The organism is Herbidospora mongoliensis (assembly GCF_001570545.1).
GTDB classification, from domain to species: Bacteria; Actinomycetota; Actinomycetes; order Streptosporangiales; family Streptosporangiaceae; genus Herbidospora; species Herbidospora mongoliensis.
The window spans coordinates 1-26118 of the sequence record NZ_BBXD01000033.1 but is presented as its reverse complement, the minus strand read 5'-3'; the positions used below and the strand labels follow the sequence as shown (position 1 = coordinate 26118).

Genomic DNA, 26118 nt, shown 5'->3' with positions numbered 1-26118 from the left:
CAATGCTTGAGGACCTGGAGAGCAAGTACTTCCCGCCAGGGCCGTTCCTGGGCACGCCCCACTCCGCCGACACCATGGTGACCCCGCACGTCGATGGGGACGCCTTCTTCGCGGCGATCGCCCGGGTCCTGGACACCTGCGAGGGACCTGGCGACCGGATCTACATCTGCTCGTGGTTCCTCGATCCCGACATCGTCTTGCCGCTCCCGTCCGAGGCTGAGCCGGTGGACCTTGGGGCGATTCTGGCCGATAAGGCGGGCAAGGGCGCCGACGTCCGGGTCATCGGCGCAGCGGCGCGCTTCGCCATCCCGGGTCCTTGGACCAACATCGGGGGGGCCTTGCCGTCGTTATTGGCGTATTTGACCGCAGTCGAGGACGCGCCTCTGGCCTGCATACGCGCGGCGCGCCGACTGCGGGCCGCCGTCCGTGACAACGAGACCCCACTCCAAGGGCGTGTGCTCCTGGACTGGGGCGGCTTCAGCGACTCGCGCCATGAGAAATCGACGACAATCTACAGCGCGAAGACCGGCGAACTGCACGCCTTCCTCGGCGGCATGGATTACGCACCGCACCGGCAAAGCGACGAACTCCACGCCACGTCCTGGTGGCACGACGCCGGCGTCCAGCTCCAGGGCGGCGCCGCCGCGGCCGTGCTCGGCAACTTCCGGACCCGCTGGGAGGAGACGGTAACCTTGCCCGCGGCGCGCTACGCGCTCGATGGCAGCAGAGAGTTGTTCAACCCGGTGCGGGAGCCGTCCCCGCCGTCCCTTCCGCCGTCGACCGCGCCTCTGCCGACCAGTGTCCCGCAGGGCGCGTACCTGGGCAGCAGCATCCGAGTCGGGCGCAGCTACGACAAGGTCCGGGCCACTAACCCGTGGCTGGACGCCCCGACCACGCCCTGGAACAGCCTGCCAGCTGAGGGGGTCAGGGAGATCCTCGCCGTTCTCACCAACGCCTTCGATAAGGCCGTGGACTATATCTACATCGAGGACCAGACCCTGAACCCGGGAGCGGGGATAGGCGTCTACAGCCAGCACGACGCCCTGTTTGGGCGGATCGCCGCCGCGTGCGGCCGTGGCGTGAAGGTCTTGTTCATCACCGAAGGGTACTCCGACGCCTACGCCGCGAACCTCGCGTTGTCCGGCGAGATCTACAGGTACTTCTTCCTGGAGAACGACAAGAACGTGATGGACCACTTCGCGCTCTACTACGTGAAGGACACCAAGGTCCACTCGAAGGTAGTGATCGTCGACGACGAGTTCGTGGCAGTGGGCTCGGCGAACATGTGGGACCGGTCGATGTACGGCGCCGAATCGGAGCTCAACGCCGCGATTGTTCATCCGGGCGGCACCACCTCACTCGCGGCCGACCTGCGGGCACGGCTATGGCGTGGCCACCTGCGGGTGCCGCCTAGCGCCGACGTGGACGCCCAACTGCGCGACCACCAGGCCTTCGGGCTCTTCAAACCCGCCTGGGGGAGCGGCGTCACATTTGACTGCCCCGACAGCGCCCTGAGGGAGGTGCGAGGATGACGCTCCACAGGGCCTATTTCCCCTTGGACGAGCTCGCCCAACCCCACCGCCTGCCGTTCGGCGAGCTTCTTGACGAGCTGCTCCAACACATCTGGATCACCAACCCAGCGTTCGACCCGGAGACGCAGGAGGGCGTCATCGGAGTGCTGGTCGACCAGGCCGTCGAGGCACCCGTGCCCGGGGTGCCCGCCCTGACCCTCGCCCTGGGCGATCAGCAGGGCGGCGTCAACGCCGAGGTGCGCATCCGCGTCTCGCCCACGCCGTCGGTCACCGCCGAGCTGCCGCTGACGCTACGGATCGACGGCTCGGTCCTGCGACCGCTGAAACCCGGCACGGACGAGTCCGACCCCGACCGCAAGACCCTGGATATCACCCTCGGCAGCGTCCGCGTCGGCTACGACGCCGACGGCGGCTTCATCCTCGACCTGCCCGGAGGGTTCAGCCTGCCCCGCTGCATGATCGGAACCAGCGGGGTCATCCTGTCGGCCTCGAACGTGCGTTGGCTTCGACCGGGCGCCGCAGAGCGCCCATCGGGGGTGTCGGAGAAGTTCACCGGCCTATTCGTCGACGGCGCGACGATCGAGCTGTCCGGCCTCCCGATCGCCGCTGGCACGATCACGATGGACGACGTCTGTCTCGGCACCGGAGGTTTCTCCGGCTCGGTGACCTGGAGCCAGGAGGTCAGCTGGGACGGTACCGGATTCCACGGCCTGGCCGCAGGCGATCTGTTCGGGTTCTCCGGCGCGCTGACGAAGGTCGATCTGTCGTTCCGGCAGAGCGCGCTGATCGGCTGCGAGGTCCGTGGCGACGTGTTCATCCCCTATCTGGACCGGCGGATCGGCCTGGAGTTGGCCATCGACGGACGGGGCGGGTTCAGCGCCGCGGCAGGCCTGCCGTCGTCATCCCCGCCCGAGCCCGGAATCGGCCCCGGCAAGGCGCCCGGCGCCCTGCTCCACCTCGACCTGGACGTGCTGTCCCTCGACCTTGACGAGCTCCGGTTCACCACCGGCCCCGCTCCTGCGGTATCTCTGAGCGGCAGGGCGAAACTTGATATCGCCGCGATCGACTCGCCCGCCTACAGTTTCCGCGCTCTCACCATCGACGCCGTCGGCCGGGTCGCCATCGACGGCGGGTGGCTCGACGTCGATAAGGCCAAACCCGCCACCATCCAAGGATTCGCGGTCGAGGTGACCAGGATCGGGTTCGGCGCCGATCCCGGCGGCCGCATGTGGTGTGCTCTCAACGGAGGCGTCAAACTCGCCGAGGGACTGCCGACCGGCGCGTCGGTAGAGGGTCTGAAGGTGTCGTGGCTGCCCGGCCCCGACCGCGCCGCCGTGCTGGCCTCGGCCGCCGTCAGCCTGGAAGGGGTCGGGGTAGACCTGGAGGTGCCCGGCGCTTTCCGGCTCGCCGGTTCTGTCGCCCTGTTTCAGGACGACCCGGACTTCGGTCACGGGTTCACCGGCAGAATCCGTCTGAAGCTCGTCCCGGTGAAGGTCGAACTCGACGCGCAACTCATGATCGGCCGCAGCAGAGACGGCGTCGCCTACGTCTTCGTGTACCTGGGGGTCGACCTGCCTGCCGGCATCCCGTTGTTCGCCACCGGCGCGTCGATCTACGGGTTCGCCGGACTTGTCGCGATCAACCTCAGGCCCGACCGGCGCGCCGAGGAGAGCTGGTGGCACGGCTGGTACAAACGGGAGCCGCGCGGGGTGCTCGACCCGCGCAGCAAATGGCGGGTCGAAGGCGGCGCCATCGCGGTCGGCCTGGGCACGACGATCGGCACCGCCCCCGACGACGGCTTCGCGTTCAACGTCTCGGTGTTGCTGATGCTGGCGCTGCCTGGGCCGGTGATCCTCCTCCATGGCAAAGGCTCTTTCCTCACCAAACGGGCCAGCCTCCGAGACTCCGGCGGCGGCCTGTTCGAGGCGCTCGTCGTCCTGGACGTGCCGGCCAAGTTGTTCAGCGTCAACCTGGCTGCGGCCTACGCCAAGAAGAACCTGCTGGAGCTCCGGGGCGAGGCCGACGCGGCGTTCTCCTGGGCGGCGATACCGCCACCGGACACTTGGCACTTCTATCTCGGTGAGAAGAGCCCGGTGGAAAAGCGCATCCGCGGCTTCCTGCTCGGGCTGCTGCAGATCGACACCTACTTCCAGTTGCACGCCTCCGGGGTCGCCCTGGGCGGGCGGATCGCCTTCGATGGCGACTGGCGCTTCGGTCCGGTGCATGCGTGGGCGCACGCATCGCTGGCGATCGACGCCGCGCTGAGCTGGCGGCCCGAGCAGTTCACCGGTTCGCTCCACCTGCACGGCGATGCCGGGATCGAAGCCTTCGGCGCCAAGGTCGCCGTCATCCTCGACGCGCAGGTAACCGCGAGCGGACCCGACCCCTGGTACATCGGCCTAACCCTCCATCTCGAGATCATCATCGACCTGTGGTTCCTCCACATCCATCTCAACGCCGAGCTGCCGCTGGAGTGGGGCCGTGCCGACCTGCCGCTTCCGGCCCCCGCCACACCGGTCGTCGCCTCCGTCGGCGCGCGGCACCCCAAGGTCGCCGAAGACGTCCTCGTGCTGCACGGTTCGACGATCCCCCCGGATGCACGGCCTACGGTGACCTTCACCCGGCCCGTCCTCGACAAGGGAATGATCGGCACACCGAACACCGGGGCCTTGGACCCCGACACGGTGGGGCCGCGCAGCTTCACCTACCTGCTTGGCCACATCGCTCTGGCCGCTGGCAGCGGCGAGGAACGTAAACTCATCGGCGCGGCCGGGATCCTGCACGTCACTGAGGGACAGGTCCGGCTCCCCGTCGGACTGTCCCTGCCTGAGGTCGCCGAAACCTTCCTCGACCTCCTGGCGGGGCCGGTCCCCGCACCCGTCACCCTGCCCGTCACAGGCCGCACCGCCTCCGGGCTCGCGGTCACCGGCAGCATCCCGGACGGCGAGTACGCCTACCGGCTGCGCCCTGCGCCGCCCAGGGCCGAAACACAGATCACCGCAGTGGCCCCGACACCCCTCCGAACGGCCGAGCTCACCCTCGCCGCAGGAGTGTCCGCCGGAATCTTCGACGGCGGCACGCTCGCCCTCGGCGGAGAATCCTGGAGCGTCCTGGCCGCCGGGGACACCACGATCACCGTCGCTACACCAGGAGCGATCCCCGCGCCCGGGGCCGGGCAACTCACCGGACCGCCCGCTCCCGAGATCCGCGGCTCCTGGCTGCCGGTGCGCGACCGCCCCACGGCCGACACACCCGGCCCCACCACAGCCCTGGTGCTGTGGGCCCGCACCCCGTACACATGGTTCCGCGGCTGCGACACCGAAACCTATGACGGCTTCGACCTGCACAATCCCGACTACGCGTGCGGGCCAGAGCCGACCGAGGAGCCGATCTGCGCTGGGTTCGGCGACCTGCCCGCCGGGCCGCTCACCGGAGCCTTCCGCACCGAACTGCTGTACGGCGAGGCCACCGGCACAGTGGCCGTGGTGGGGTCGGCCGCCGATCCCACCGACCGATTTCTCGCCATCGGGCGTCCCACTGGCTCCTCGGGCGCCTACGGAGCTGTTGAACTGCGGTTCGACCCGCCGGTGGACAAGGTCATGGTGCACTGCCTGACCCAGGAGGGCGGCACCGTCTCGATCCTGCGTGACGGAACCGCGATTGCGTCCTCGCCGATCCCCCGAGACCGTGGGCCCATCGCGCTGACCGGCCCTCTTGACACCCTCCGCGTCGAAGGATCCTTCGTCACGCTGACCTCTGTGTGTTTCACCCCCGGCTGGACGTGCGTGCCGTTCGAGGAGGCGTCTTTCCCGCAGGGGGGTACCGGAGAGCAGACCTACGCGGGTCTGATCCTGACCAGCTTCGCCCCGATGCGCGTTATTGGTGATGAACTGCGCGTCCCACCGGCAGCGCCATCCCCCGACAGCATTCCGCCCGGGGGCGGACCGATGGCCGTTGTGGAGGTGCGGCTGCCGCAGCCGGTCACCAGAATCCGGTTCCGGGTGTCCACCGACTGCCTCGTCCAGATCACCGGCAATGGGCAGGAGGTTCTCACCACTCAGGCGACGGCGGGACAGACGATTGCTGTGATCGCCCGCCAGGGCGTCATCGATCGGTACGTTCTGCTCTCCCAGGCCCCCATCGGCATGATGGGCCCCTGCTTCGATGCAGGCCCGTTCGGGTGGCGCCGCCAGGAGCAGTGGACCTGGCAGCAAAGCATGCGGATGGCGACCGAAACCTTCAGCCGCACCGATCCGGTGCTGGCGCCCGGCCCCTACACTCTGTCCGTCCTCACCGCAGTGGAGATCACCGGAGCGGAGCCCGGGACGATGTGGGACGACCAGGTCGACACTGTGTTCACTGTGGGGCCGCCGCCCGGCCTGACGATCCCGACCGGCGACGCCGACACCGACCTGCGCTATCCGGCCGGCGGCCCGCTCGCCGAGCTCACGCCCTACGTCGACTACACCGTGCCCGGAGCGGGGGAACGGCCGGTGTACCGCTCCTACGACGTCGGCATCGCTTTCACCGAACCGTACGTCGGCCGGATGTTCCTGGCCGCGGGCAAGCACACGACCATCGCCATCACTGACCCCAACGGCATCGACCGCAGGAGTGGCGCACCAAACGTGTGGGGCGGTGGACCCGAGGTGCGCCTGGGCGAGCAGGAGACCCGGTTCATCAAGACCCTGCACGGCGATGGCAGCGCCGTCTGCGCGCCTGTCGACCTCACCACCATCGTCTGGAACCACGGGGTGAGCTCCGGAGCGGGACAACTGATGGCTCCCGCGGCTCAGCACACCGCAGAACTGCGGGCCGCCGGACATGACCGCCCGATCCACCGGTTCACCTTCACGACCTCACGCTTTGCCGACTTCCGCCACCATCTCGCCTGCACCGACGGCCGGATCCGCCAGCACACCGCCGCCGGCACCGGACACGCCGACCTGGACGCGCTGACGGCACGACTCCGTACAGCGCAGGCCAACCTGACCGCCGCGCTCACCGCCTACGCCACCGCCAGGACCGAGGCCACCACCGCAGTGCCGAGCTCCGCCCAACTTGACGCCTACCCTGCGGCGGAGCAGCGGCTACAAGCCGCCCGCGCCGCGCTCGCCCAGGTCCGAGCCGACGGCTTCACCGCCCTTTGGGACATGGCGTTCACCACGCCACCGCCGGCGAACCTGCCCGACGGGTTCGAACTGACCCATGTGCGCGGCCTCGGCCCGATGGAGGCTGTGCTCTTGGAAAGTGCCGAACCCCTCCTGTGGGAGCGGACCGAGGTCATCGGCCTTGCGGTAGCCTCGGCCACGCCTCTGCGAACCTCCACGCTGACCGCCGTATCTGCCGGCGCCCCCGACCGGGGCTCTTTCCGATGGGACGGCGTGGACGCCCGAACCGACGTGGAACTCAGAACCCACCTCGGGACACTGGCTCCGCGTGTACCAGGCGCCTGGACTCTCGACCTGGCGGTCCTGGGAGCGCTCCGCGTCAGCGCCCAGGTTCGCCTATCGTCCGGCGGGTCGGCGACGCTCACCGGCTCCGGCGTGGGAACAGGACCGGATGACACGGCTGGACCGGCTGCCGCGACGGTGATCCTGACGGTCACCGGCATGCCGCTGAGGGGGGTTCGGCTCACCGGGACGGCCATGGAGCTGCTGGAGATCAAGGTGGAGCGGCCGTTCGAACCGGGCTCCGCCTCGGGGCCGTTGCGCCTGGCAGGCGGGGTACTGTCCGCGCCGCACTCGATCGACGTTACCGCCTACGCCGACACCGATTTGTCCGGCCACCGCATCACCTGGTCCGACGCCCTGGCTCCCAGCGCCGAAGTCATTTTCCACACCTTCACGGAGGGAACAACCCTGCAGGACGGGCGCATCGCCCGCGTCTGCGGCGGGACCGAAACCACTGCACCCGACGTTGGCGTGGACCTCTATGCCGGCGGCAGCGCCGAAATCCTGCCGACCACCGGCGTGATCTTCCGTCTGCGCGCACCGAACGGACGTCTGCTTCACGAACGGTGCAGTCTGCCCGAAACGGCCTTCTCCGCTCAGTCAATCCCACTCGACATAGTCGCATCCGCTGACCAGACCCGTGCCTTCCTCTTCACCGGCGGCCTCCTGCCCAGCGGTTTCACCCGACTCCAACTGCGTAGGCTCCGTGACACAGGCAGCGACCTACCCCGTCTCTCCGTCGGCGCCGCAGCCGACCCGGAGAGCGTCGCCCTGTGTTTTTACTCCGGCGATCGTCCGGCGGCGTGAGTCGATCGCCGTCGGGACGCCGATCATCGGTCAGCAATCGTGCGCGAGCGCAATCCGCGTCGAATACGACCACCCGCTCTCGCGGACGGGGCATCGGGCGGCACAGATGCTTGTCTCGGAATTGACAAGCCAGTGCGGATGACAAGTGCCTACAGCGGGCTCACGATCGATACATGGACGAGCTCAGAGTTCTGAACGAACAGCTATTCACCGCAGAGAGCCAGCAGACCGTCGACGGCCTGTCCTGGGAGGAATTTCTCAACAGGGTCCTCGCCGATAACTTCGTTCTGCGGCGATCGGCTCCCGATCACCGCGACGAGGACAAGGCGACGTTCCTTCGAAACGTCCGAGCTGAGAAGAAGCCGCTCCAGCGTTCCTTGGTCGGGAGTGCGACGATATGGGAAGCCGACGCGGTGGGTGTCGTGGTCTGCACCATCAGGGTACCGGGGCGCGACAGCGACTTCCGCAACATCCGGGTGTTCACCCGTGCTCCGGAATCCAGCGCGTGGGCCTGCGTCTATTGGCAGGTCACGGCCGCGCCACGCGGCGAGCCGCCGCCGGCGCAGCGCCTCGCTCATCAAGAACTACACCGGTGGATGCGTCCTGGCCGATGTCGCGCCGGTGCTGACCTTCGACGGCGTCAAGAACGACGGGGTGAAAGAGTCGGCCAAGCACGTGTGGGACGCGTACTTCAACGCCGACGAGTGGACGAAACCGGAGAGCGACAAGCCCAAGAAGGTTCCTGGCCACGCCCCTCACGGGCCTTTGCACCGTGAGGTCGAAGGAGCCAACGCGGATCTGGTCGACCCCGACTTTACGCCCACCGGGACCATCACAGCCTCCACTAATCCCGGACCGCTTCAAACTGCCATCTGCATCGAGACAAGTTGGGCTCTGTCTCAGGCAACTCGTCAACTGGCAGGCTGGAGGCTCGACCATTGACATGATCATTGAGACGGTTTCTGAGCGAGATCGCCAGTCCCTTCCCGTCCCGACAACGCGGCTTCCATGAATCTCAGTCAGGATGTCAGCTCCCTGGCCAGAGGCTCGCAGTGCTCCGTTGATAGCTGAGACGGGACAGCTCTGACCAGGGGTGAGTCGGCACTCCATCGGCGGCCATATAGCTGAGGGGCTCGGGCAGAGCGGCCGCCCCGCCCGAGCCCGTTGCAGAGCCTCACGATGACCTTTTGCCAGCGGCTGTGACCGCGCAACTCGACGAGAGCGGCGACAATTCGCCGTACGTCGGCGGATTCAGCTAGCCCGATTGGCTCACGGGCTGGCTCTGCCGGGAAACGAGACACGTGGGCTGGTAGGGCGCATCTTGGATGTACTGCCGCCATTCCTGCGGGGTGAATCCTCGGCCCGCGATGGCGCACACGGCTGCAGGGAGATCGTTTGGGAGCGTGTTCACGAGGTGTTCGGTGACGACATCGGGGGGTTCTGCTCGGCGCTGGCCGGTGGAAAAGACGCCCGGACCTTCCGTGATCGGTGGCATGAGCAGTTGAACAGAAACGTCGCGAGGAATTGGGCAGGCTGGGAGGCTGACGTGGGCATCCGGGACATCATCGAAGGCAAGGAGCAGTGGCGGGCGCACCTGGCGCGGATCAAGGCGCTTCCGCCGGACTACCAGATCGTCTACAACGAGATGCAGCGCTACTACTTCAAGATCGGGCCGGTCGACCTGGTCGAAAGGAACCTGCTCGCGGGGATCCTCGACTTCTTCGAGGAGGGCGCCGCGGACGGCAAGGGAGTGCTGGAACTCATTGGCGACGACGTCGCCGCCTTCTGCGACGACCTGATCAAGGACTCGCGCACCTACGCGGAGATCTATCAGGAGTCGATCAAGCAGCCTCCCACGGCCTGATCAACTCAGCCGCAGTCGAATTCCTCGCTGGGCAGCCGTCCCGCCGCCGCGGCCTGGAGGCGGTTGGCGAACGTGTCGTAGAAGTTTCTGTCGCGGGCGGTGGTCGAGGTCAGGACGGTCAGCGCGCAGGTGCGGAACGTCTCGCTCAGCCGGCTGTAGTAGGGGATCTGCGGGCGCAGCAGGGCGTCGTCCATGGCGCGGCGGACCGTCAGTGCGAAGTCGTCGAACTCCGCGATCAGGCTGTCCGGCCGGGTCGAGTCGCCGAGCAGACATCCGAGCGCCTCTTTGTAGTTACGCGATTCATACGTGCTCACCTCGTAGGCGGTGCGGAGCACGGGCGCGAAGCTTCCGCACGCGAACAGCTTCGCCTGGGTCTCCGGTGTCGTCAGATGCGCGACCAGGTTCTCCGCGGCGGCCCGGTTGCGTGCATTCGGGGAGATCACCAGCACCGAACCGCCGAGGACACCGCCCCGGGGCAGCGGCCGATAGGTGAAGGTGAGTTTCCCGTAGCGGTCGCGGAACCGGGTGTCGACCCAGAGGGAGCGGAAGACCGAAGGCCAGTGCCGCATGACCGTCGGGGTGGACTGCTGGGCGCTGCGGAAGGCCTGCAGCGTTTCACTCTCCGAGTGAGTCAGTGAACGGGCGTCGATCAGGCCGTTCATCACCGCCATCCGCCACGATTCCAGTTGGGGACCGACGACCTTCTCCAGCTCGGCGCCATCAGGCATGTCCCCCGGGTCGGAGAGAAGCTTGACGAGCTCGGGGCCGATCGCCTCGATGATGTTGACCATCCCGCCCTCGTAGTTCTTCAGCTGGCTCAGGGCCCGGCCCGGCGGCTCGGGGTGGTTGCCGCCGCCCCAGAGCCTCGCGATGAGGTCGTCGGTCTGGCCGATCGAGTAGGTGAGCGGCACGTCGGCGGCGAGGGGGACGCCGTACTGCGTTCCGTCGATCTGGCCGGCGGCGACCGACTTGGCCATGAAGTCGGAGGCCGGGCGGGGCAGCTCCACGGGGGAGGCGTGGCCGCTGGCCACGAACTCGGGGAGGTGCGCCTCGTCGAGGATCTGGACGTCGAGCGGGCAGGCGCCATCTTGATCGTTGGCGGCCATCTCGGCCCGGGTCTCGTCGGGGACCCGGGAGATCTCGATGTACTTCGCCGTGTAGCCCAGCCCCTTCCACTCGTTGACCGCGTTCCGCTGGGAGCGATCCATGCTGTCGTCGTAGCCCGCGCCGACGGTGATCTCCTTGTCGTTGCCCGGACAGTCCGTGACGGGGGCCGGATCCAGCATCGACCTCACCGGGCCGAAGGCGAGGGTCGCCACGAGACCGATGACGAAGGGTGTCCAGGCCAGCGGCCTGCGGCGGGTCATATGGACTTCCGGAGGTGATTCAGGGCCGCCGTGACGTCGAAGTCGTACTCAACGCAGGAGACTCGGCGTGCGGTTTGGCCGGGGTCGAAGCGCAGGACGGCCGGGCACTCGCTACTGCCGACGTTGACGATGAGGACCGCCACCTTGCTCGATAGTCCGTTCACGTGCTCGATCACACCGGGGACGATCCGGCGGAGATCGGCCGCCTTGTCCGGGGCGGTGTCCGTCATAATGACCATGACGTGCATTTGCTGTCTTTGGACGAGCTCGATGGTCGCGTCCACGTCCACGTCCCAGCCGCGGGGCGTCCACTGACTCAGATATCCGACCACCTGGTCGCCCTGTGCGCCGACGGTGTCGAGAGGGTAGGCGTTGTAGCGCGACGCCGTCGCTTCCGGTGACGCCCGGCGCGCGATGTCCAGCGAGACCTTGTCGGTGGGCCGGAGGGTGTCGGTGATCCTTTTGACCGACTCCACCGTCACCGCCAGGTGCTTCTGCATAGACCCCGACCCGTCGAGCACCATGGCGATGTCCAGCCGCTGTTCCTTTGCCCTGATCACTTGGAGCGTCCGGGTCAGCGCGTCGCTCGTCGCGGACTGGGCCATCGGAGTGGGGGTGGCCGGCCGCCGGGAGGTGTCCGGGTCGGGGTGCAGCCCGCTCCAGGGGGCGCCGTTCTCTGATCTCAGCCACTCGGCCAGCTCGCGGACCGTCGTGCTCCGGGCGGTGCTGTCGCGATCAGGCCAGGCCAGCCGGGCCGCCCGATAGTCGAGTGTGGTCAGTGGCGCGATATCCGGAATCCACAGCTGGCCGCGGGCCTCTTCGCCTTTCCTGCAGAATTGGCCGGTCCGGGTGACGTATTCCTCCATCAGGTGGCGGGGCAGCAGGAACGCCGAGCCGAGCAGCGGGTTTTCCGTGTCGTTCTGCAGGTTGCACAGCAGAGAAGCGGGATCCGACTGAGTCTTCCAGAAGGCGTCGCCCATCTCCTCTGGGAGCTGTCTCATCTTGTCTTCCGCAGAGCTGAGGTCGGGAAAGATTCCGTGCCCGGCCAGGGCGGTCGTCGCCATCAGCCCAATTCCGGTGATCAGCGGATCCGTCCTGGCGAAGTTCTGGTCTTTCTCCGCGAAGAACCTGAGAACCGAATCGAGCGAGACTCCTCCGGGCTGCTTCTCAATCCGGTTGTGCAGGGTCATGGGAATTCCCACCGCGATATCCACGCGCGCGATCAGGCCGAGGTCCTCGACGAAGCCCCGGCGCATTTCGGCGCCGATCATGTTCGCGATGGCCTGGCTCTCGACGACGATCAGATCGGGGCGTGGGCCGATCAACCTTTTGTCATCCTGTGTATGCCAATCGTTCTTCAACGCGGCCGCGAGGTCGGCGATGGGTGGCGAAGCGACGACTTCTATCTGTTCCTGGACGCAGTGATTCGTGGCCCGACCCTGCGTGAACTTGCCCACCGAGAAGCGGAAGTCCTCAACGTCGTACGACGGCACGCTGAGGACGATTTGCCGGGGCATCGGACACTGCTCGAAATGCGCCTCGGTATAACCCCAGACGACGGGCCATACCTCCTGCGCCGCGAGCACGATTCCCCCGGTCACGATTCCCGCCGCGGCCATCCGCAACGCAGCGCGCAGCCGTCGGGAGAAGGCGGCCAGCCTGCCGCCGGCACGTGGCCGCCACCGGGATTGGCGGCGGGTGCCCCGAGTCGGTGCGCGACGATTCCGCAGCTTCTGGACGACCGTGCCACCGATGATGAGGACGATGGCCCCCCACACGAACCAGTCCGTCAGGGTGTGGGGGTCGGTCAGCGCGGAAGCCAGCACGGGGATGATCCCGATCGCGGCTATCACGTTCGCGAGATCGAAAGGCCCCGGACGGGAGTCGGCGCGATCCGCCGGGCTATCGGCAGGCTCTGAATCGCCTGAAGGACTCATCGCTTCCGTTGCCCCTTGCCATCCGTGCACTCGATACGCTGCGGACAGAGCGTAGAGAATGACCGTGCCAGTTTCGGGGTGAATGATGGAACTGGCTCGAATAGGCGCCGGAAACGCCGGATGCGACAACCCTGTGGGAGCGCCAATCAAAAGAGCCCTCACCAGCGCTGATGCCGGTGAAGGGCTCTTCTTGATGTCCGGGCGAAACGATCATTGCTCGGTAACGGAATCCCGGGCTGTCACATCGTGTCAGCCATTGGTCATCGAATGAGTAAACCGTTATGGAATGGCTCAGCGCGCGGCGCGCTTGATCAGATCGGCCGCCGCACCCGGGTCGGAGATCATCGCGACGTGCTCGTGCCGACCTTGCGGACCTGCGACTCCGCCCGCTCTGCCATGAACCGCTGCGCCTCGGCGGGGAGCGCCTGGTTGTCGCGGGCGAGGCGGATCTGGTGAAGATCGGTGAGGGCGAGGCCGGCGAGCGATCCACAGCCTGGGACGACAATCCCCCATTGGGGGACGAATCTCCTATTGATCTTCCATCATAAGCCCGGTTTCGGCTCGGGTTATGAGGGCGGTTCGGTGGCGATCACGCACGCGACCGGTGTTGGGTCGAAGCGGATCAAGGCCTGGCTGGCCCCCGCGGGCGTCACGGGAGCCGGGCTCAGGGTGGGGTCAGCGGTGGGTGATCCACCAGATGGCCAGATGGATCGGGGTGGTGGCCAGAGCCGCTGACCAGCATCAAGACGCACCGCCGAGCACGAAAGGAGTGACCGTGCCACCCCCACGGCCAAACGAAAAGGATGATCAGGTGGAAAACGCCGCGAAGATGAGTTGTTCACCCAACTCGACCAAGACCTGAGTCATCGAGGTCGGTGATCACGAAACGGGCGGCCGTTGCCCCACTGCGTCGGCAACAACGGCGCGATCCGCTCCCACGTCTGGTCCGACAACACCTGATCACGGGTCACGCGCCCAGCTCAGCGCCTCACCGGGGAGTACGCCCCAGTTGACGGCGCAGCCATGCCGCTCGAGCCGCGATGGCGTCCTGCGAGAGCACGGCATGGGGAACCACGACGTCGAACCCGTGGAACCCGCCGGGCCAGACGTGCAGTTCGACGTTGCCGCCCGCCTGCCACATGCGGCTGGCGTAGGCGACGTCCTCGTCCCGGAACGTTTCGGCCGACCCGACGTCGACGAACGTGGAGGGCAGGCCGGAGAGGTTTGCGGCGCGGGAAGGCGCGGCGTACGAAGACACGTCCGGTCCTCCGCGAACGCCGTCGCCGAGGAGCGCGTTCCACCCGGTCTCGTTCGAGGAGCTGTCCCAGATGCCGAGGCCGCGCATCTGCTGAGCGGAGGGCGAATCGTTGCGGTCGTCCAGCATCGGCGACAGGAGCAGTTGGGCCAGGATGGCCGGGCCGTTGCGGTCGCGTGCCATCAGGGTGACAGCCGCCGCGAGGCCGCCGCCGGCGCTCGCACCGCCGATGACGATGCGCTCAGGGTCGATGTTGAGCTCGTGGGCGTGATCCGACACCCACACCAGGCCCGCGTAGCAGTCCTCGACGGGACCGGGGTGGGGTGTCTCGGGTGCGAGCCGGTACTCGACCGAGACCACCGCCATGCCCATCGGTTCGGCCAGGTTCAGCATCTCGACCAGGCCGAACCGGTTGTCTCCGACGATCATGCCGCCTCCGTGGACGTGGTAGATCGCCGGAGTCGGGGTCGCCGCGTGCTTCGGGAGACAGATCAGCAGCGAGATGTCCGGGTCCCCGTCCGGCCCTGGCATCGCCCGCTCCTGCACGCTGTAGGCGCCACCGCGCGAGAGGATCTCGTCGGTCGGGGTCTCCACCCCGGGGACGGGCTTGCGCATCTCGACGATGTTGTCCGAACGGTACGCGTCGGGAGGGCGCAGGCCGGTCAGCATCTCAACGACAGGAGCGAGCTCCGGATCGAAGGGTGGTGGCGGTCCGACCGGCTGGGTGGAGGACTGGTCCGTGACTTGCGCAGTCATATGTTCTCCTTGCGGCAAGAGACCGGATGTCTGCCTGCCCCAGGTCATAGGTGATCGATATGTGTCAGGTGGTGGATGCGGCCCGCCAACTGGCAGGCCGAGGTGAGCGTTCGAGTTCTGCTTGCGCAGGAGGGGTTCGGCAGCCGGATCGAACCGTTAGCGAGTGGCTGCTCGGAACCGCCTCCTGGCTCAGACGGTCGGAACAGTCCCGCCGTCGATCACGTACTCGGCGCCCACGATCGCCGAGGCGCGGTCCGACACCAGGAACCCGACCAGGTCCGCGATTTCCTCGGTGTTCGCGAATCGCCCCAGGGGTACTCCTCCCAGGGAGTCGTAGATGGTCTGCTTGGCCGCTTCACGCGTGAGTCCGTTGCCCTCGGCGATCCGGTCCACGAATCGTTCGTAGGCTTCGGTCTCGATCCCGCCGGGGCTGATCGCGTTGACCCGCACGCCGCGCGGCGCGAGCTCGTTGGCAAGTCCCTTGCTGTAGGTGCGCAGAGCAGCCTTCGCTGCCGCGTACGCCAGGGACGCGTCGTACTGGGGTAGTTCACGCTGGATCGAGGTGAAGTGCAGCACCACGCCCGCCCCAGACTCGATCACCGCCGGGAGAAGAGCTCGATCGAGCCGCACCGCTCCCAGGAAGTTGAGGTTCAACTCGGTGAACCACTGGTCATCGGTGATGACCGCGAACCCACCGGCCGGCGTCGACGCACCTCCGACGACGTGCACCAGGATGTCGAGTGCGCCGCCTGCCTCACCGATTCGAGCGGCCACGGCATCGGTGCCCTCGATCGTCGTCACGTCCGCTTCGATGAATCGGTCGGGGTGCTCGTACCCGTCGGGCATCGTTCGCGCCGTCACGTATACGTCGGCACCCATTTCTCGGAGCCTCTCCACGACGGCCTTGCCCGAGCCCTTCGAACCGCCCGTGACCAGCGCCCGGCGACCGTCGAGACGATCGCGATCTGAACTAGACATTTCTCTCTCCACTGAAGATCGACGTAGCGCGGATTCGGTCAGGCTGTGTGGTTGGCGATAACGAGTTCGGCGACGAGGCCATCCCGCAACGCGAACCGGTAGTCGAGTTCGGCGACGCCACCCGGGAAGGTGCCCTCGAGCCGCACGGTCACCACCCAGTGGGCGTCATCGACGCGGCGAGCGCCGATCTGTTCGGTCGTGTACTCGAACTCGGACCCGGCGTCCCGCAGGAACGCGTGGACCTCTTCCCGGCCGCGGAAGGTCTCGCCCTGGTCGACGACCACCGCGTCCTCGGTGAGGAACGACGAGGCGGTGTCGGCGTCGTGGACGACATGGGCGGCGAAGAACTCGCGCACGGTGGTCGGGAGCAGATCGGACGGAAGATCGGTGTGCTGTGTCATGAGCCCACCGTGCGACCTCACGGAGCGGGAAGGTCAAGCCGTGGACTCTCCCCCTGGGAGAGAGTCCAGAATGTGGGGGTGCTGACCATCGGGGAGTTCTCGCGGCTGACCCACTTGAGCGTGCGGACACTGCGTCGGTATCACGAGGCGGCCCTGCTGGAACCCGCCGTGGTGGACGAGATCACCGGTTACCGCTACTACGGCGTCGACCAGATCCCGACCGCGCAGGTCATCCACCGGCTCCGCGAACTCGACGTCCCCCTGAGCGATGTTCAGCGAATCCTGCGGACCCCCGACCCCGGTGTCCGGGCGGCCCTGGTCGCGGACCACCTGCAACGCCTCGAGGACGAGCTCGACCGCACCAGGGCCGCAGTCGTGGCGCTGCGGCGCCTGCTCCGGCCCGACCCCGCGCCGATCGACGTCGAGCTGCGTGCGCAGCCCGCCCGGACCGTCGCGGCGGTGGAGGCCGTAGTCAGAGGTCGTGACGTCGCGACCTGGTACGCAGGCGCGATGGCCGAACTGGAGGCGGCCGTCGGCGCCGCCGCGACCGGACCGCCGGGCGGCTGCTACGACAACGCCCTCTTCGAACAAGAGCGCGGTCACGCGCTCGTCTACCTACCGACCGCTGCGCCACCTCGCACCGGACGCGTGCACCCCGCAACTCTCCCGGCCGCGGAACTGGCCGTCACCACCCACGTCGGCGAGCACGACGGCATCGAGGTCACGTACGGCGCACTCGGGACCTGGGTGGTGGAGAACGCGATGTCGGTGGCCGGGCCGGTGCGGGAGGTCTACGTCGTCGGCCCTCGTGACACAAGCGATCCCGCAGCGTGGCGCACCGAGATCGGCTGGCCGGTCTTTCGCGTCACCTGAAGCGAACAGTTGTGGGACTGCGTTGTGATTGACGTCCGTTCACGTACAAGATCACCGCGCCGGGGGCCTCCCGGGGGATGATGGGCGCGGACCCGGCGGCCTCGCGGCCGGTCCGATTCCTGGAACCGGCCCCCGGCACGGAGCGCTCATGATCGGTCTCGTCATCGACCCGGACGGCATCTCGCGGACGGTCGAGCTGCCGCGCGATCCGGCCGACCGCGCCGCGATGATCGCCACGCTGACCGGCACGAACCCCGGCGGCCAGGCCGTCCGGGTGGCCATCGAGCGGGGCCTGGAACCTGTGGGCGGGCACAGGGCCGGAATGGCGGCTGGTCAACGCGCCGGCCTCGGCGCTGGCGGCTGAGGTGAGCGGCGACCCGTGGACGGACTACCGGGGGCCGGTGCTGATCTGCGGGCTGGAGCTCGACACCCGGGGCGAGGAACACGTCGTGGGGCTCACCGGCCAGCAGGTCGCGGCGCTGCGCCGGTAGCTCGGGCGCCGGACGCCGACTGACCCGGAGAGCAGGACGAACCGGCACGAATCAGGCCCACATAATCCCAGTTATTCACGGATGCCGGGAGAGACGGCCGGAGCAGCGCCCAAGCCGAGCTCGTCGACGCCCGGGCTGCTTCGATATCCGTCTATTTGATAGCGCCCAGGTCAGAGAGGGGTGCCGCTATCAAATACCGCTGCGCCGGACAACATTTGTCTGGCGCGCTTCAAGATGACAGTGAGAAGCGGTAGTTGACAGTGAAATGAGAGTCTAGGACATCTAGCGGTAGTTCGTTGAATCAAGGCGTTCGGCAAGGTAGAAGCGTAGGTACGGGGGCTTCCGGATGAAGGGAGCCGAGGGATGACCAAACCCAAGCCGTGTCCGCCCGCGCCGGGGCCGCTGGAGGAGTACGCGGCCCGTTTCGATGACCTGTTCTCCCATGTGGCGCAGCGGCGGGGGTTTCGGGAGTATCTGGCCGGGTTACTCCAGCCGCGCTCGCGGAACAAGACGCTGACGTGCCTGGCCGATGCGGAGCCGGTGGCGGGTGCCGGGAGTCCACCGGCGCAGCGGCTGCAGTTCTTCCTGTCGGAGTCGTGCTGGGACCCCGACCGGATCAACGAGCGGCGGCTGCGGCTGCTGCTGGCCGATCCGGCCACCGCCGCGCATGCCGGTGGGGTGCTGGTGATCGATGACAGCGGGGACCGCAAAGACGGCACGGCGACGGCCTTCGCCGGCCGTCAATGGCTGGGGCGGCTCGGTAAGACCGACAACGGCATCGTCACGGTGACCTCGCTGTGGGCCGATGAACGGTTGTACTTCCCGCTGCACGCCCAGCCCTACACCCCCGCGCGCCGGTTGCCCGGCGGCAAGAACGACCCGGCCTTCCGCACGAAATGGCAGATCGCGGTGGAGCTTGCCGCGGCGGCGATCCAGGCCGGGGTGGGCGTGCGTGCCGCGGTGGCCGACTGCGCCTACGGGGATCTGGACAACTTCCGCGCCGAACTGCGCCGGATCGGCCTGGCCTGGGTGATGGCCTTACGCGCCCGCCGCGGCACCTGGGCCTACGGGCCCGGGGCGTACACACCGCGAGAGGCCGCCCGGGAGCTGGGCTGGGCCGGGCCGGATCAGCCCGGCGACTGGCAGCGGGTCGAGCGCACCTTCCGGGATGGGCACACCGAGACCTGGTGGGCCGGGGAAGCCCGGCTGGGCGCCTGGGGCCCGGACGGGCTCACCCGGCTGGTGGTGGCCACCGCCGATCCGGCCACGCTGCCCGACAAGGCCACCTGGTACCTGGCCACCAACCTGCCCCGCCCCGGCTCACCCCGCACGGCCGACAGTCCTCATCAGGCCGCCGACCTGGCCGAACTCGTCCGCCTCTACGGCATCCGGAACTGGATCGAACAGAGCTACAAACAGATCAAGGACGAGCTGGGCTGGGCCGACTTCCAAGTCCGCTCCGACATCGCCATCCGACGCCATCAGGCGCTGGTCAACTGCGCTTTCAGTTTCTGCTGGGCCGCCTGGTTCGCCGATCCGCCCCCACCTGCGATGCCATCGGCCAGTGCCGTAGAGAGGGGGCGCGACCGCCTCATCCCAGCAGCCTCGAAGCGTCCCGCGGTTCCCCTCGGCCCCCAGTTGGCCCCACACACTCCGCGCGGTCCGAAGTTGGCTGACCCCGGCCATTGCGCTCACACGCTGGTGGCGGGCATGGTCCAAAGCGCCCCCGCCCGCTGATCTGCAAGCGCTCATCGACGCCGTTCATGCAGGTCATGGGTTACGCCTCTACCTACCACCTTGATTCAACGAACTACCGCTAGTTGACAGTAGATCCGCCTCGTCGGCTGGCTCTGGTGGTGAAACCGCAGGTCAGGGAGTCGTTCGCCTCCTGGGTCGATCGGATGGCTGTTCGGAACCACTGTCCGCCAGGGTTGTTGGCGCAACTACTCGGGTTGCGGCTACGGACTGTGGCTAACGATGTTCGCCCGAGCGGCACGGGCTCTGGCGGATGCCGGTTCGGACTGGTTGCGGCTGGCAGCCGTCAGGCAGCGTGGCCGTTACGGTCGCCCGCCTGAAACCGATAGTCCATGGGCGCGCCGCCACGGCGAGACGCTTCATAGGGTTCGAGCCCGGACGTAGACGGCACGCTAGACAAGCGGGGTTGGCAGGTGAGCCACCGTTGGACGCCGATCTACCTCGACGGGCCCGACTTCCACGACTGGTTCGCCGTCGAGTCGGCCCGGTCGCGTGACATCCTCACCGATCTCGGCGTCAAGCGGTAAGTGGCAAGGCTGTGTCAAGGTGGCCTGCGGATGCTCCGGGAATGAGACCCTCCCGGCGGCTCCTGTTGATCGCCGCCTTCCTGGCCACCCTGATCACCCCTGTGATCACCCCGGCGAATCCCGCGCTGGCCGAGCCGCCACCGTCCCTCCAACCGTCGTCGGTGCAGCCCGAGTTACGCGACCGGGTGCTGGGCGCGAACTGGCAGAAGTCCGCCGACGTGGCCCTCACCACGGCCGGCGACGCGACCGGATTCCACGTGTTCACCGCGTCGGCCGCCTCGGGCTACCAGTGGCGGACCGTCGCCACGCTCACTGAGCCCGGCATGGACACCGACCAGTGGATCGGCAACGCCTGCCTCACCGGATCCGGCTCCAGGATCGTGGCCGTCTACGCGCCGCGCCACTTCACCAACCGCGACTGGCTGTTCAGCCGGGGCGCCTTCGCCGCGATCATCGACGCCAAGACCGGCGCCGTCACCAAGCTCCGCGACCAGGTGACGCTGGCCTACTTCAACCCGGGCTGCGGCGCCGGTGACACGGTCGCGCTCACCCAGGGCGTCAGCGAGAAGCACGCCACCACCCGCCTGCTCACGGTCGACACCGCCGCCAAGCGGGTGACCCGGGCCGTCGTGGCCCGCGCCCAGCTCACCTCGGCCGTCCCCGTGGGCGACACGGTCGTGGCGGCCGACGGGGCGCGGCTCGTCGAGGTCAAGGCGGGCGGCGAGCTGGCCGAACTCGCGGCGACCGGTTCGGTGCCGTTCGACCTGCGCGCGACCGCCGACGGCGGCGTCGCCTTCGCCACCCGCGACGGCGAGTCGGTCAAGGTACGGCAGTACCTGGGCGGCACGACGCGAGAACTGGCCTCGGGCCGCCTGGGCGACCTGACGGTCCAGTCGGGCGTGAACGGCCGCGTCTTCCTCGTCGGCCAGGCCGACAGCAAGGCCACCCTGCCGCAGGGCGTGTCGCTCGTGGACGCCCCGGCGACGGCCGACGTCTCCTCGGAGGGCGGCCTCGCGGTCACCGGCGCGGCGAGGCGTGGGCTGCGCGCGGGCCCCGGCGCACCGCCGACCGGTCGGCCGGAGGCCACCAGCGTGGGAGACGACGAACGCGGGGGCAGCCCCGAGGTGCCCGACGCCGAGCCCGTCGACATCACCGCCCAGGTCGTCACGACCAAGACGGACGTCGGCTTCGAGGTGCAGCCGGGCGCCGACCTGCTCCCGTCGGCGGCCTCGGGCCGCGTCGTCAACCCCAAACTGGCGCTGGCCCTCAAGCCGGTCGGCCCGGCCGTGACCACCTCCGTCACCGGGACCGTCGACACCGGCTTCCGGTGCGCGATCCCGCGCAACGACCCGTCGATCCAGGTCTACCAGCCGCACTGGCGGCAGGTGGAGTGGGCCGTCGACCAGCTCGTCTTCAAGAACCGGCTGACCGTGTCCCGGCCGGCCAACTGGAAGGGCCTGACGGGCCTGCCGGGATGGAACCCGCAGAGCGAGTTCCCCATCCCGGACCTTCAGGGCGGCGGCCGCATCCCGGTGTCGATCATGTTCGGCATCCTGGCGCAGGAGTCGAACCTGTGGCAGGCCCAGCGCAACGTCCTGGAGGGCGAGACCGGCAATCCGCTGGTCGGCAACTTCTACGGCGTCAACATCTACGACAGCAACCCGGCCAATGACTGGGACGTCGACTTCACCAAGGCCGACTGCGGCTACGGCATCTCGCAGCAGACCGACAACATGCGCGGCGACGCGACCCTGTGGAGCCCGAACAAGCAGAAGCGGGTGGCGACCGACTACGTCACCAACATCGCGGCCGGCATGTCGACCCTGGCCCAGAAGTGGAACGAGATCTGGACCGACACCGGCGGGTCGGCGAAGGTCCACGACGGTGACCCGTCGAAGATCGAGAACTGGTACATGGCGGTCTGGGCGTACAACTCCGGCTGGCACGCCCAGGCCGACGCCTGGAAGAACGACAACAACGGCACCCCGAACAACGGCGCCTGGGGCGTGGGCTGGACGAACAACCCCGCCAACTCCAACTACCGGCAGGACCGCCGCCCGTTCCTCGACAACAACAACTACTCCGACGCGGCGCACCCGCAGGACTGGCCCTACCAGGAGAAAGTCCTCGGCTGGGCGGCGTGGCCGATCACCAAGACCTGGTGGGACCCGTCCCAGAACAAGACCCTCGCCGAGGGCGGCTACAACTACGCGTGGTGGACCACCGAGGGCTACCGCACCATGATCGTGCCGACGGTCTCCAACACCGGGATCGTCGACAACAACGCCTTCTGCGCGCCGGGCAGCGAGTGCCAGCCGCCGGTGACGGGGAACAGCCGCGGCACCTGCCAACGGGCCGACTTCAAGTGCTGGTGGCACTTCTCCAAGGCGTGGAAGGACTGCGCGTCGGCGTGCGGGCACGAGGCGTCCCTGCGCTACGACTCGACCTGGGGAGGCACAGAAAGGGCCGAACCCCAGGACCAGTGGACGACATGCCGGACAGCCGGGCTGCCCATGGTCGGCGGGGACACGACGAAGGTCATGATCGTCGACGACACGACCGCCCCGGCGGTCCGCGGCGGCTGCGACAACAGCCTGTGGACCAACAGCGGCACCCTGACGTTCGACTTCGCCCAGGACTCGGCCGGCCGGGTGCCCGCCCGCGCCGACTTCCAGCAGCTCGGCAACGGGTTCGGCGGGCACAGCTGGTTCGGCTACACCCGCACCAGCGCCAGGAACGGCAACACCATGCAGGTGACCGGCACCTGGAAGCCGAACGCGGACATCAACGGGTGGGCCCGGGTGCTCGTCCACATTCCGAGGCGGCGCGCGGAGACCCAGCAGGCCCCGTACACGATCAATCTGGGCAACAACGTGCGGGAGACCCGCTACCTGAGCCAGAGCCGCGAGCAGAACGCCTGGTACAACCTGGGCGTCTTCCAGTTCTCCGGACGGCCGGAGGTGTCGCTCACCAACCTGAATCTGGAGGGCGACGGCTCGGCGGCCATCTCGTGGGACGCGGTCGCCTTCCAGGTGCTGAGAAACAAGCCCAAGCACTTCGTCGTGGCCATGGGCGACTCGATCACCTCGGGTGAGGGAGTCGGGAACTACTATCCCGAGACCGACTTCGGCTACAAGACGCCGCGCTGGAACGCCTGCCGGCGCAGCAAGGACGCCTGGATCAGGCAGACCGTCCTCCCGGGCGAGACCCAGACCGTCGGACAGCTCGCCGACTCCTTCGATCCGAGGCTCGACTTCGCGTTCATAGCGTGCTCGGGCGCCGAGACGAGGGACATGTTCGTGCCGCAGTACACGTACATGACCCAGCCGATCGACGAGTGGTCGGACTACCGGGGAAGCGCGGAGGGCAGGTTCCGGGAGGCGGCCCAGATCGAGAGCGGCTTCCTGACCAAGAACACGACCCTCGTCGCGCTGACGATCGGTGCCAACGACGCCGACTGGGACGGGGTCATCCAGGACTGCTTCATCGTCACCTGCGGAGGCGACACCGCCTACGACGACAACCTCAAGGCGACCATCCTCGCCACCCTCAACACCAAGACGGTGTACAACGCCCCGGCCAACGTCGCCGACATCCTCCAGCAGATCGAGAGCAAGACGGAGAACAAGAACGGCAGCCGGGGCAAGAAGGCGAAGATCGTGCTCATGGGCTATCCGGACGCGGTGGGCACGAACTCGTGGTGCGGCAACTTCGACCCCCAGGCCCAGGGCGTCATCACGCGGGCCAGCGAATACTTCGTCACCGAGGCGAAGAACACGGTGCGGGTGTTGCGGGACGCCGGGAACGAGGTGTCCTTCGCAGACTCCCTGCCGGCCTTCCGCGGGCATGGTTCGTGCAACGTCGACCGGTGGTTCAACCCCGTGCTGTTCAGCAACACCGGTCCCGGCGACTTCATCGTCAGCGTCACCGGCGACCCTGCCATCGACCTCAGGGACGGCTGCCTCAACGACGGGAAGATCTGTGTGAGCCGCAGTTCCATCCACCCCAACCCGAGAGGGGCCCAGGAGTTCGCCGCCGTGTTCAAGAACCACCTCACCAGCCCTGAGGTGAACTACACCGGCTGGTAACGCCAGGACCAGCGCCGCGCGGACGCCCTGGCCGGCTCGTAGTCGAGCGAGGGGTCCGCGCGGGCCATCCGGTCGTGCAGCTCGTGCAGTTCTCTGGTCGGTTCGAGCCCGAGTTCCCGCACGAAGTCGCCGCGCGCCCTGCGGTAGCCCGCCAGCGCGTCGGACTGCCGCCCGTCGCGATACAAGGCGATCATGTACGCCCCGATCAGGCGCTCCCTGAGCGGATGCAGCCGCACCAGATCGGCGAGCTCAGGGAGCAGCTCCCGATGCCGCCCGCACTGGAGTTCCGCCTCGGCCCGCGACTCGATCGCGCCCAGGCGGAGCTCCTCCAGCCCGACCCCCAGCCGATCCCGGAGCCGATCGGACGCGGCGTCGGCGAGCAGCGGCCCCCGCCAGCAGGCCAGGGCGTCGGTCAGCAGCCGCGACCGGGTTCCGGGACCGGACGACCGGCGGGCCTGCCCGACCAGGTCACGGAACCGGAACAGGTCGATCGCCCTGATGTCGGTGGCGGCCAGATAGCCGTCGCCCTGACGCAGCAGCCGGAAGCCCCGCGAACCGGTCCGGTCCGGATCGAGCGTGCCGCGCAGCCGGGCGACGTGGCAGTGCAGGGTGGCCCTGGCGTTGTCCGGCGGCGTGTCGTCCCACAACAGGTCGAGCAGCCGGTTGACCGGCACGACGTGTCCCGCGTCCAGCAGCAGCAGGCCCAGCAGGCAGCGTTGCGCGCGCCGGGAGAGTGTGATCGCCGTGTCCCCTTGCGCAACTTCGACCGGCCCCAGCAGCCGGAACTCCCAACCCCGAATCCGCATGATCATGAGCGTCGGACACGGGGGTATAGATGAGGTATAGAGCCAGGTAGAACCCCTTTTGGCCGGTTGCGACCGGCGGTGGCAAGGTCGTGTCAAGAAACCTGATCGACGCTACGGCCATGCGAATCAAACGATCAATCATCTCGACGGCGATCGCCCTTCTCATCGGTCTCGCCATCCCGCTGGCCACGACCCAGCCCGCGAACGCGGCATGCGGAACAGTGAGCAGCGGCAGCAGCTACTGGGGCTGGGACGGCACCTGGAGCACCCATGTCGTCGGCACCGGCTGTTCCACGCGCTACGGCCGCTTCGTCTGGGACACCAGCGACCAGTGCTGCAACCCCTGGTGGGTGAAGATCGAACGCCAGCTCTGGGGCAGCTACGGCTGGCTGACCGCCAACACCCAGATGAAGAAGGTCAACTTCGGCAACTTCGGTACCCACAACACGGCGACCGTGCCCGCCACCCAACTCGGGGTCAACCTTGAGCGCTTCCACACCTGCTGGGGGATCGGCCCCTCCACGCCGACCTCCTGGACGTGTGGCGGCTGGGTCGGTTAAGGGAAGTCCCAAGGCTCGGCCGCTGGACGCGGCCGAGCCTTTTCCTCGTCCAAAAATCTGACAAAACGCCGGAAATGTGATGATCTCGTGCCGTGACGGAAGCATGAAACTGGATCTCCCTCGCCATCGCCGTGCTCGCCGCCCTGGTCGGGGTCGAGTTGGTGCGGCGCATCCTGCGCTCCCGCCTCATCGGTGACCGCTGGGCCGTCGCGGGGCCGCTCGTACGCCGCTGCATCTGGACCGGGTTCCTGACGGCCCGCTGGCCACCGCCTCGGCCGTCTACGACGGCGGGCTCATCCCGGCGGACAGACATGGTGAACAGCTAGCTTTCGCTGACTCTGGCCGACTTGCGACGGGCGAGCACACCCGCACGCTGCGCATCGCTTCATGTGATCTTGAAGTCACGGAATGATGACGTCATGTCGGGACGCGTTCTTAAATGGGCGGGGATCGCTCTGTTCATTACCACCGTGGGCGGAATGGCTCTCTACTTCTTCCAGACCGGGTTGGAGGCGGCCGACCAATCAGCCAGCGTGGTCGGCGCGTTCCTCGGCCTGAGCAGCCTGGCCCTGACGCTCTACGGAATGGTCGCCGACCGCCGTGCCGTTTCGATCTCGATACCCGTCAACCCCGAAGAAACGATTGCTGCGGCTAGGACGGGGGTTCCC

The 26118-nt window shown here is 67.9% G+C and carries 17 protein-coding genes; 11 read left to right on the top strand and 6 right to left on the bottom strand.

From position 1 onward, the window contains the following. Positions 1 to 2: 2 nt before the first annotated feature. From AW272_RS39585 to AW272_RS39575, 4 genes are all read left to right on the top strand, one after another. Entirely contained in the window at positions 3 to 1532 is a 1530-nt protein-coding gene (locus AW272_RS39585) for a phospholipase D-like domain-containing protein (RefSeq protein ID WP_066376326.1), read from the top strand. Continuing rightward, positions 1529 to 7792, top strand: a complete 6264-nt coding sequence (locus AW272_RS39580; RefSeq protein ID WP_066376323.1) for a hypothetical protein — start codon at positions 1529 to 1531, stop codon at positions 7790 to 7792. Before AW272_RS39585 ends, AW272_RS39580 begins: the two co-directional genes overlap by 4 nt. 621 nt (positions 7793 to 8413) lie before the next feature. Next, positions 8414 to 8734 carry a hypothetical protein gene (locus tag AW272_RS42930; RefSeq protein WP_157519329.1) on the top strand — a complete coding sequence of 107 codons (321 nt, stop codon included), beginning with the start codon at positions 8414 to 8416 and terminating at the stop codon, positions 8732 to 8734. 604 nt (positions 8735 to 9338) lie between these two features. Next, complete coding sequence (locus AW272_RS39575; RefSeq protein ID WP_066376344.1) at positions 9339 to 9656, top strand: DUF1048 domain-containing protein; 318 nt, start codon at positions 9339 to 9341, stop codon at positions 9654 to 9656. 5 nt (positions 9657 to 9661) lie between these two features. Here the strand turns inward: AW272_RS39575 and AW272_RS39570 are convergent, their stop codons facing one another. From AW272_RS39570 to AW272_RS39550, 5 genes are all read right to left on the bottom strand, one after another. Beyond that, the gene (locus AW272_RS39570) at positions 9662 to 11023 is read right to left on the bottom strand and encodes a type 2 periplasmic-binding domain-containing protein (protein WP_066376321.1); all 1362 of its coding nucleotides are present in this window, start codon (positions 11021 to 11023) and stop codon (positions 9662 to 9664) included. After that, positions 11020 to 12960, bottom strand: a complete 1941-nt coding sequence (locus tag AW272_RS39565) for a vWA domain-containing protein (protein WP_157519327.1) — start codon at positions 12958 to 12960, stop codon at positions 11020 to 11022. The genes AW272_RS39570 and AW272_RS39565 overlap by 4 nt, the downstream gene beginning before the upstream one ends. Before the next feature lie 988 nt (positions 12961 to 13948). Beyond that, positions 13949 to 14971: an alpha/beta hydrolase gene (locus tag AW272_RS39560; RefSeq protein ID WP_066376317.1), complete on the bottom strand. Its 1023-nt coding sequence runs from the start codon at positions 14969 to 14971 to the stop codon at positions 13949 to 13951. Between the two features lie 189 nt (positions 14972 to 15160). Further along, complete coding sequence (locus AW272_RS39555; RefSeq protein WP_083959172.1) at positions 15161 to 15949, bottom strand: SDR family oxidoreductase; 789 nt, start codon at positions 15947 to 15949, stop codon at positions 15161 to 15163. Positions 15950 to 15987: 38 nt separating this feature from the next. Beyond that, positions 15988 to 16350, bottom strand: a complete 363-nt coding sequence (locus AW272_RS39550) for a nuclear transport factor 2 family protein (RefSeq protein WP_066376311.1) — start codon at positions 16348 to 16350, stop codon at positions 15988 to 15990. A 78-nt stretch (positions 16351 to 16428) separates the two neighbouring features. On the opposite strand from AW272_RS39550, the gene AW272_RS39545 reads away from it, so the two are divergent. From AW272_RS39545 to AW272_RS39530, 5 genes are all read left to right on the top strand, one after another. Next, complete coding sequence (locus tag AW272_RS39545; RefSeq protein ID WP_066376342.1) at positions 16429 to 17223, top strand: MerR family transcriptional regulator; 795 nt, start codon at positions 16429 to 16431, stop codon at positions 17221 to 17223. Positions 17224 to 17371: 148 nt separating this feature from the next. Continuing rightward, complete coding sequence (locus AW272_RS39540) at positions 17372 to 17587, top strand: hypothetical protein (RefSeq protein ID WP_066376309.1); 216 nt, start codon at positions 17372 to 17374, stop codon at positions 17585 to 17587. Between the two features lies 1 nt (position 17588). After that, positions 17589 to 17714 (top strand): hypothetical protein, encoded by a 126-nt coding sequence (locus AW272_RS45850; RefSeq protein WP_275527350.1) that lies wholly within the window; start codon positions 17589 to 17591, stop codon positions 17712 to 17714. 363 nt (positions 17715 to 18077) lie between these two features. Beyond that, positions 18078 to 19451 carry an IS701 family transposase gene (locus AW272_RS39535; RefSeq protein WP_083959171.1) on the top strand — a complete coding sequence of 458 codons (1374 nt, stop codon included), beginning with the start codon at positions 18078 to 18080 and terminating at the stop codon, positions 19449 to 19451. Positions 19452 to 20037: 586 nt separating this feature from the next. Beyond that, on the top strand, positions 20038 to 24084 hold the full coding sequence (locus AW272_RS39530) for a golvesin C-terminal-like domain-containing protein (protein WP_066376306.1): 4047 nt from the start codon (positions 20038 to 20040) through the stop codon (positions 24082 to 24084). Here the strand turns inward: AW272_RS39530 and AW272_RS39525 are convergent. Next, complete coding sequence (locus AW272_RS39525; RefSeq protein ID WP_169807730.1) at positions 24069 to 24890, bottom strand: AfsR/SARP family transcriptional regulator; 822 nt, start codon at positions 24888 to 24890, stop codon at positions 24069 to 24071. The two genes, AW272_RS39530 and AW272_RS39525, sit on opposite strands and share 16 nt — an antisense overlap. 119 nt (positions 24891 to 25009) lie before the next feature. On the opposite strand from AW272_RS39525, the gene AW272_RS39520 reads away from it, so the two are divergent. After that, the gene (locus AW272_RS39520; protein WP_066376302.1) at positions 25010 to 25450 is read left to right on the top strand and encodes a hypothetical protein; all 441 of its coding nucleotides are present in this window, start codon (positions 25010 to 25012) and stop codon (positions 25448 to 25450) included. A 479-nt stretch (positions 25451 to 25929) separates the two neighbouring features. Beyond that, a partial coding sequence (locus AW272_RS39515) for a hypothetical protein (RefSeq protein WP_169807729.1) occupies positions 25930 to 26118 on the top strand: 189 nt, incomplete at its 3' end.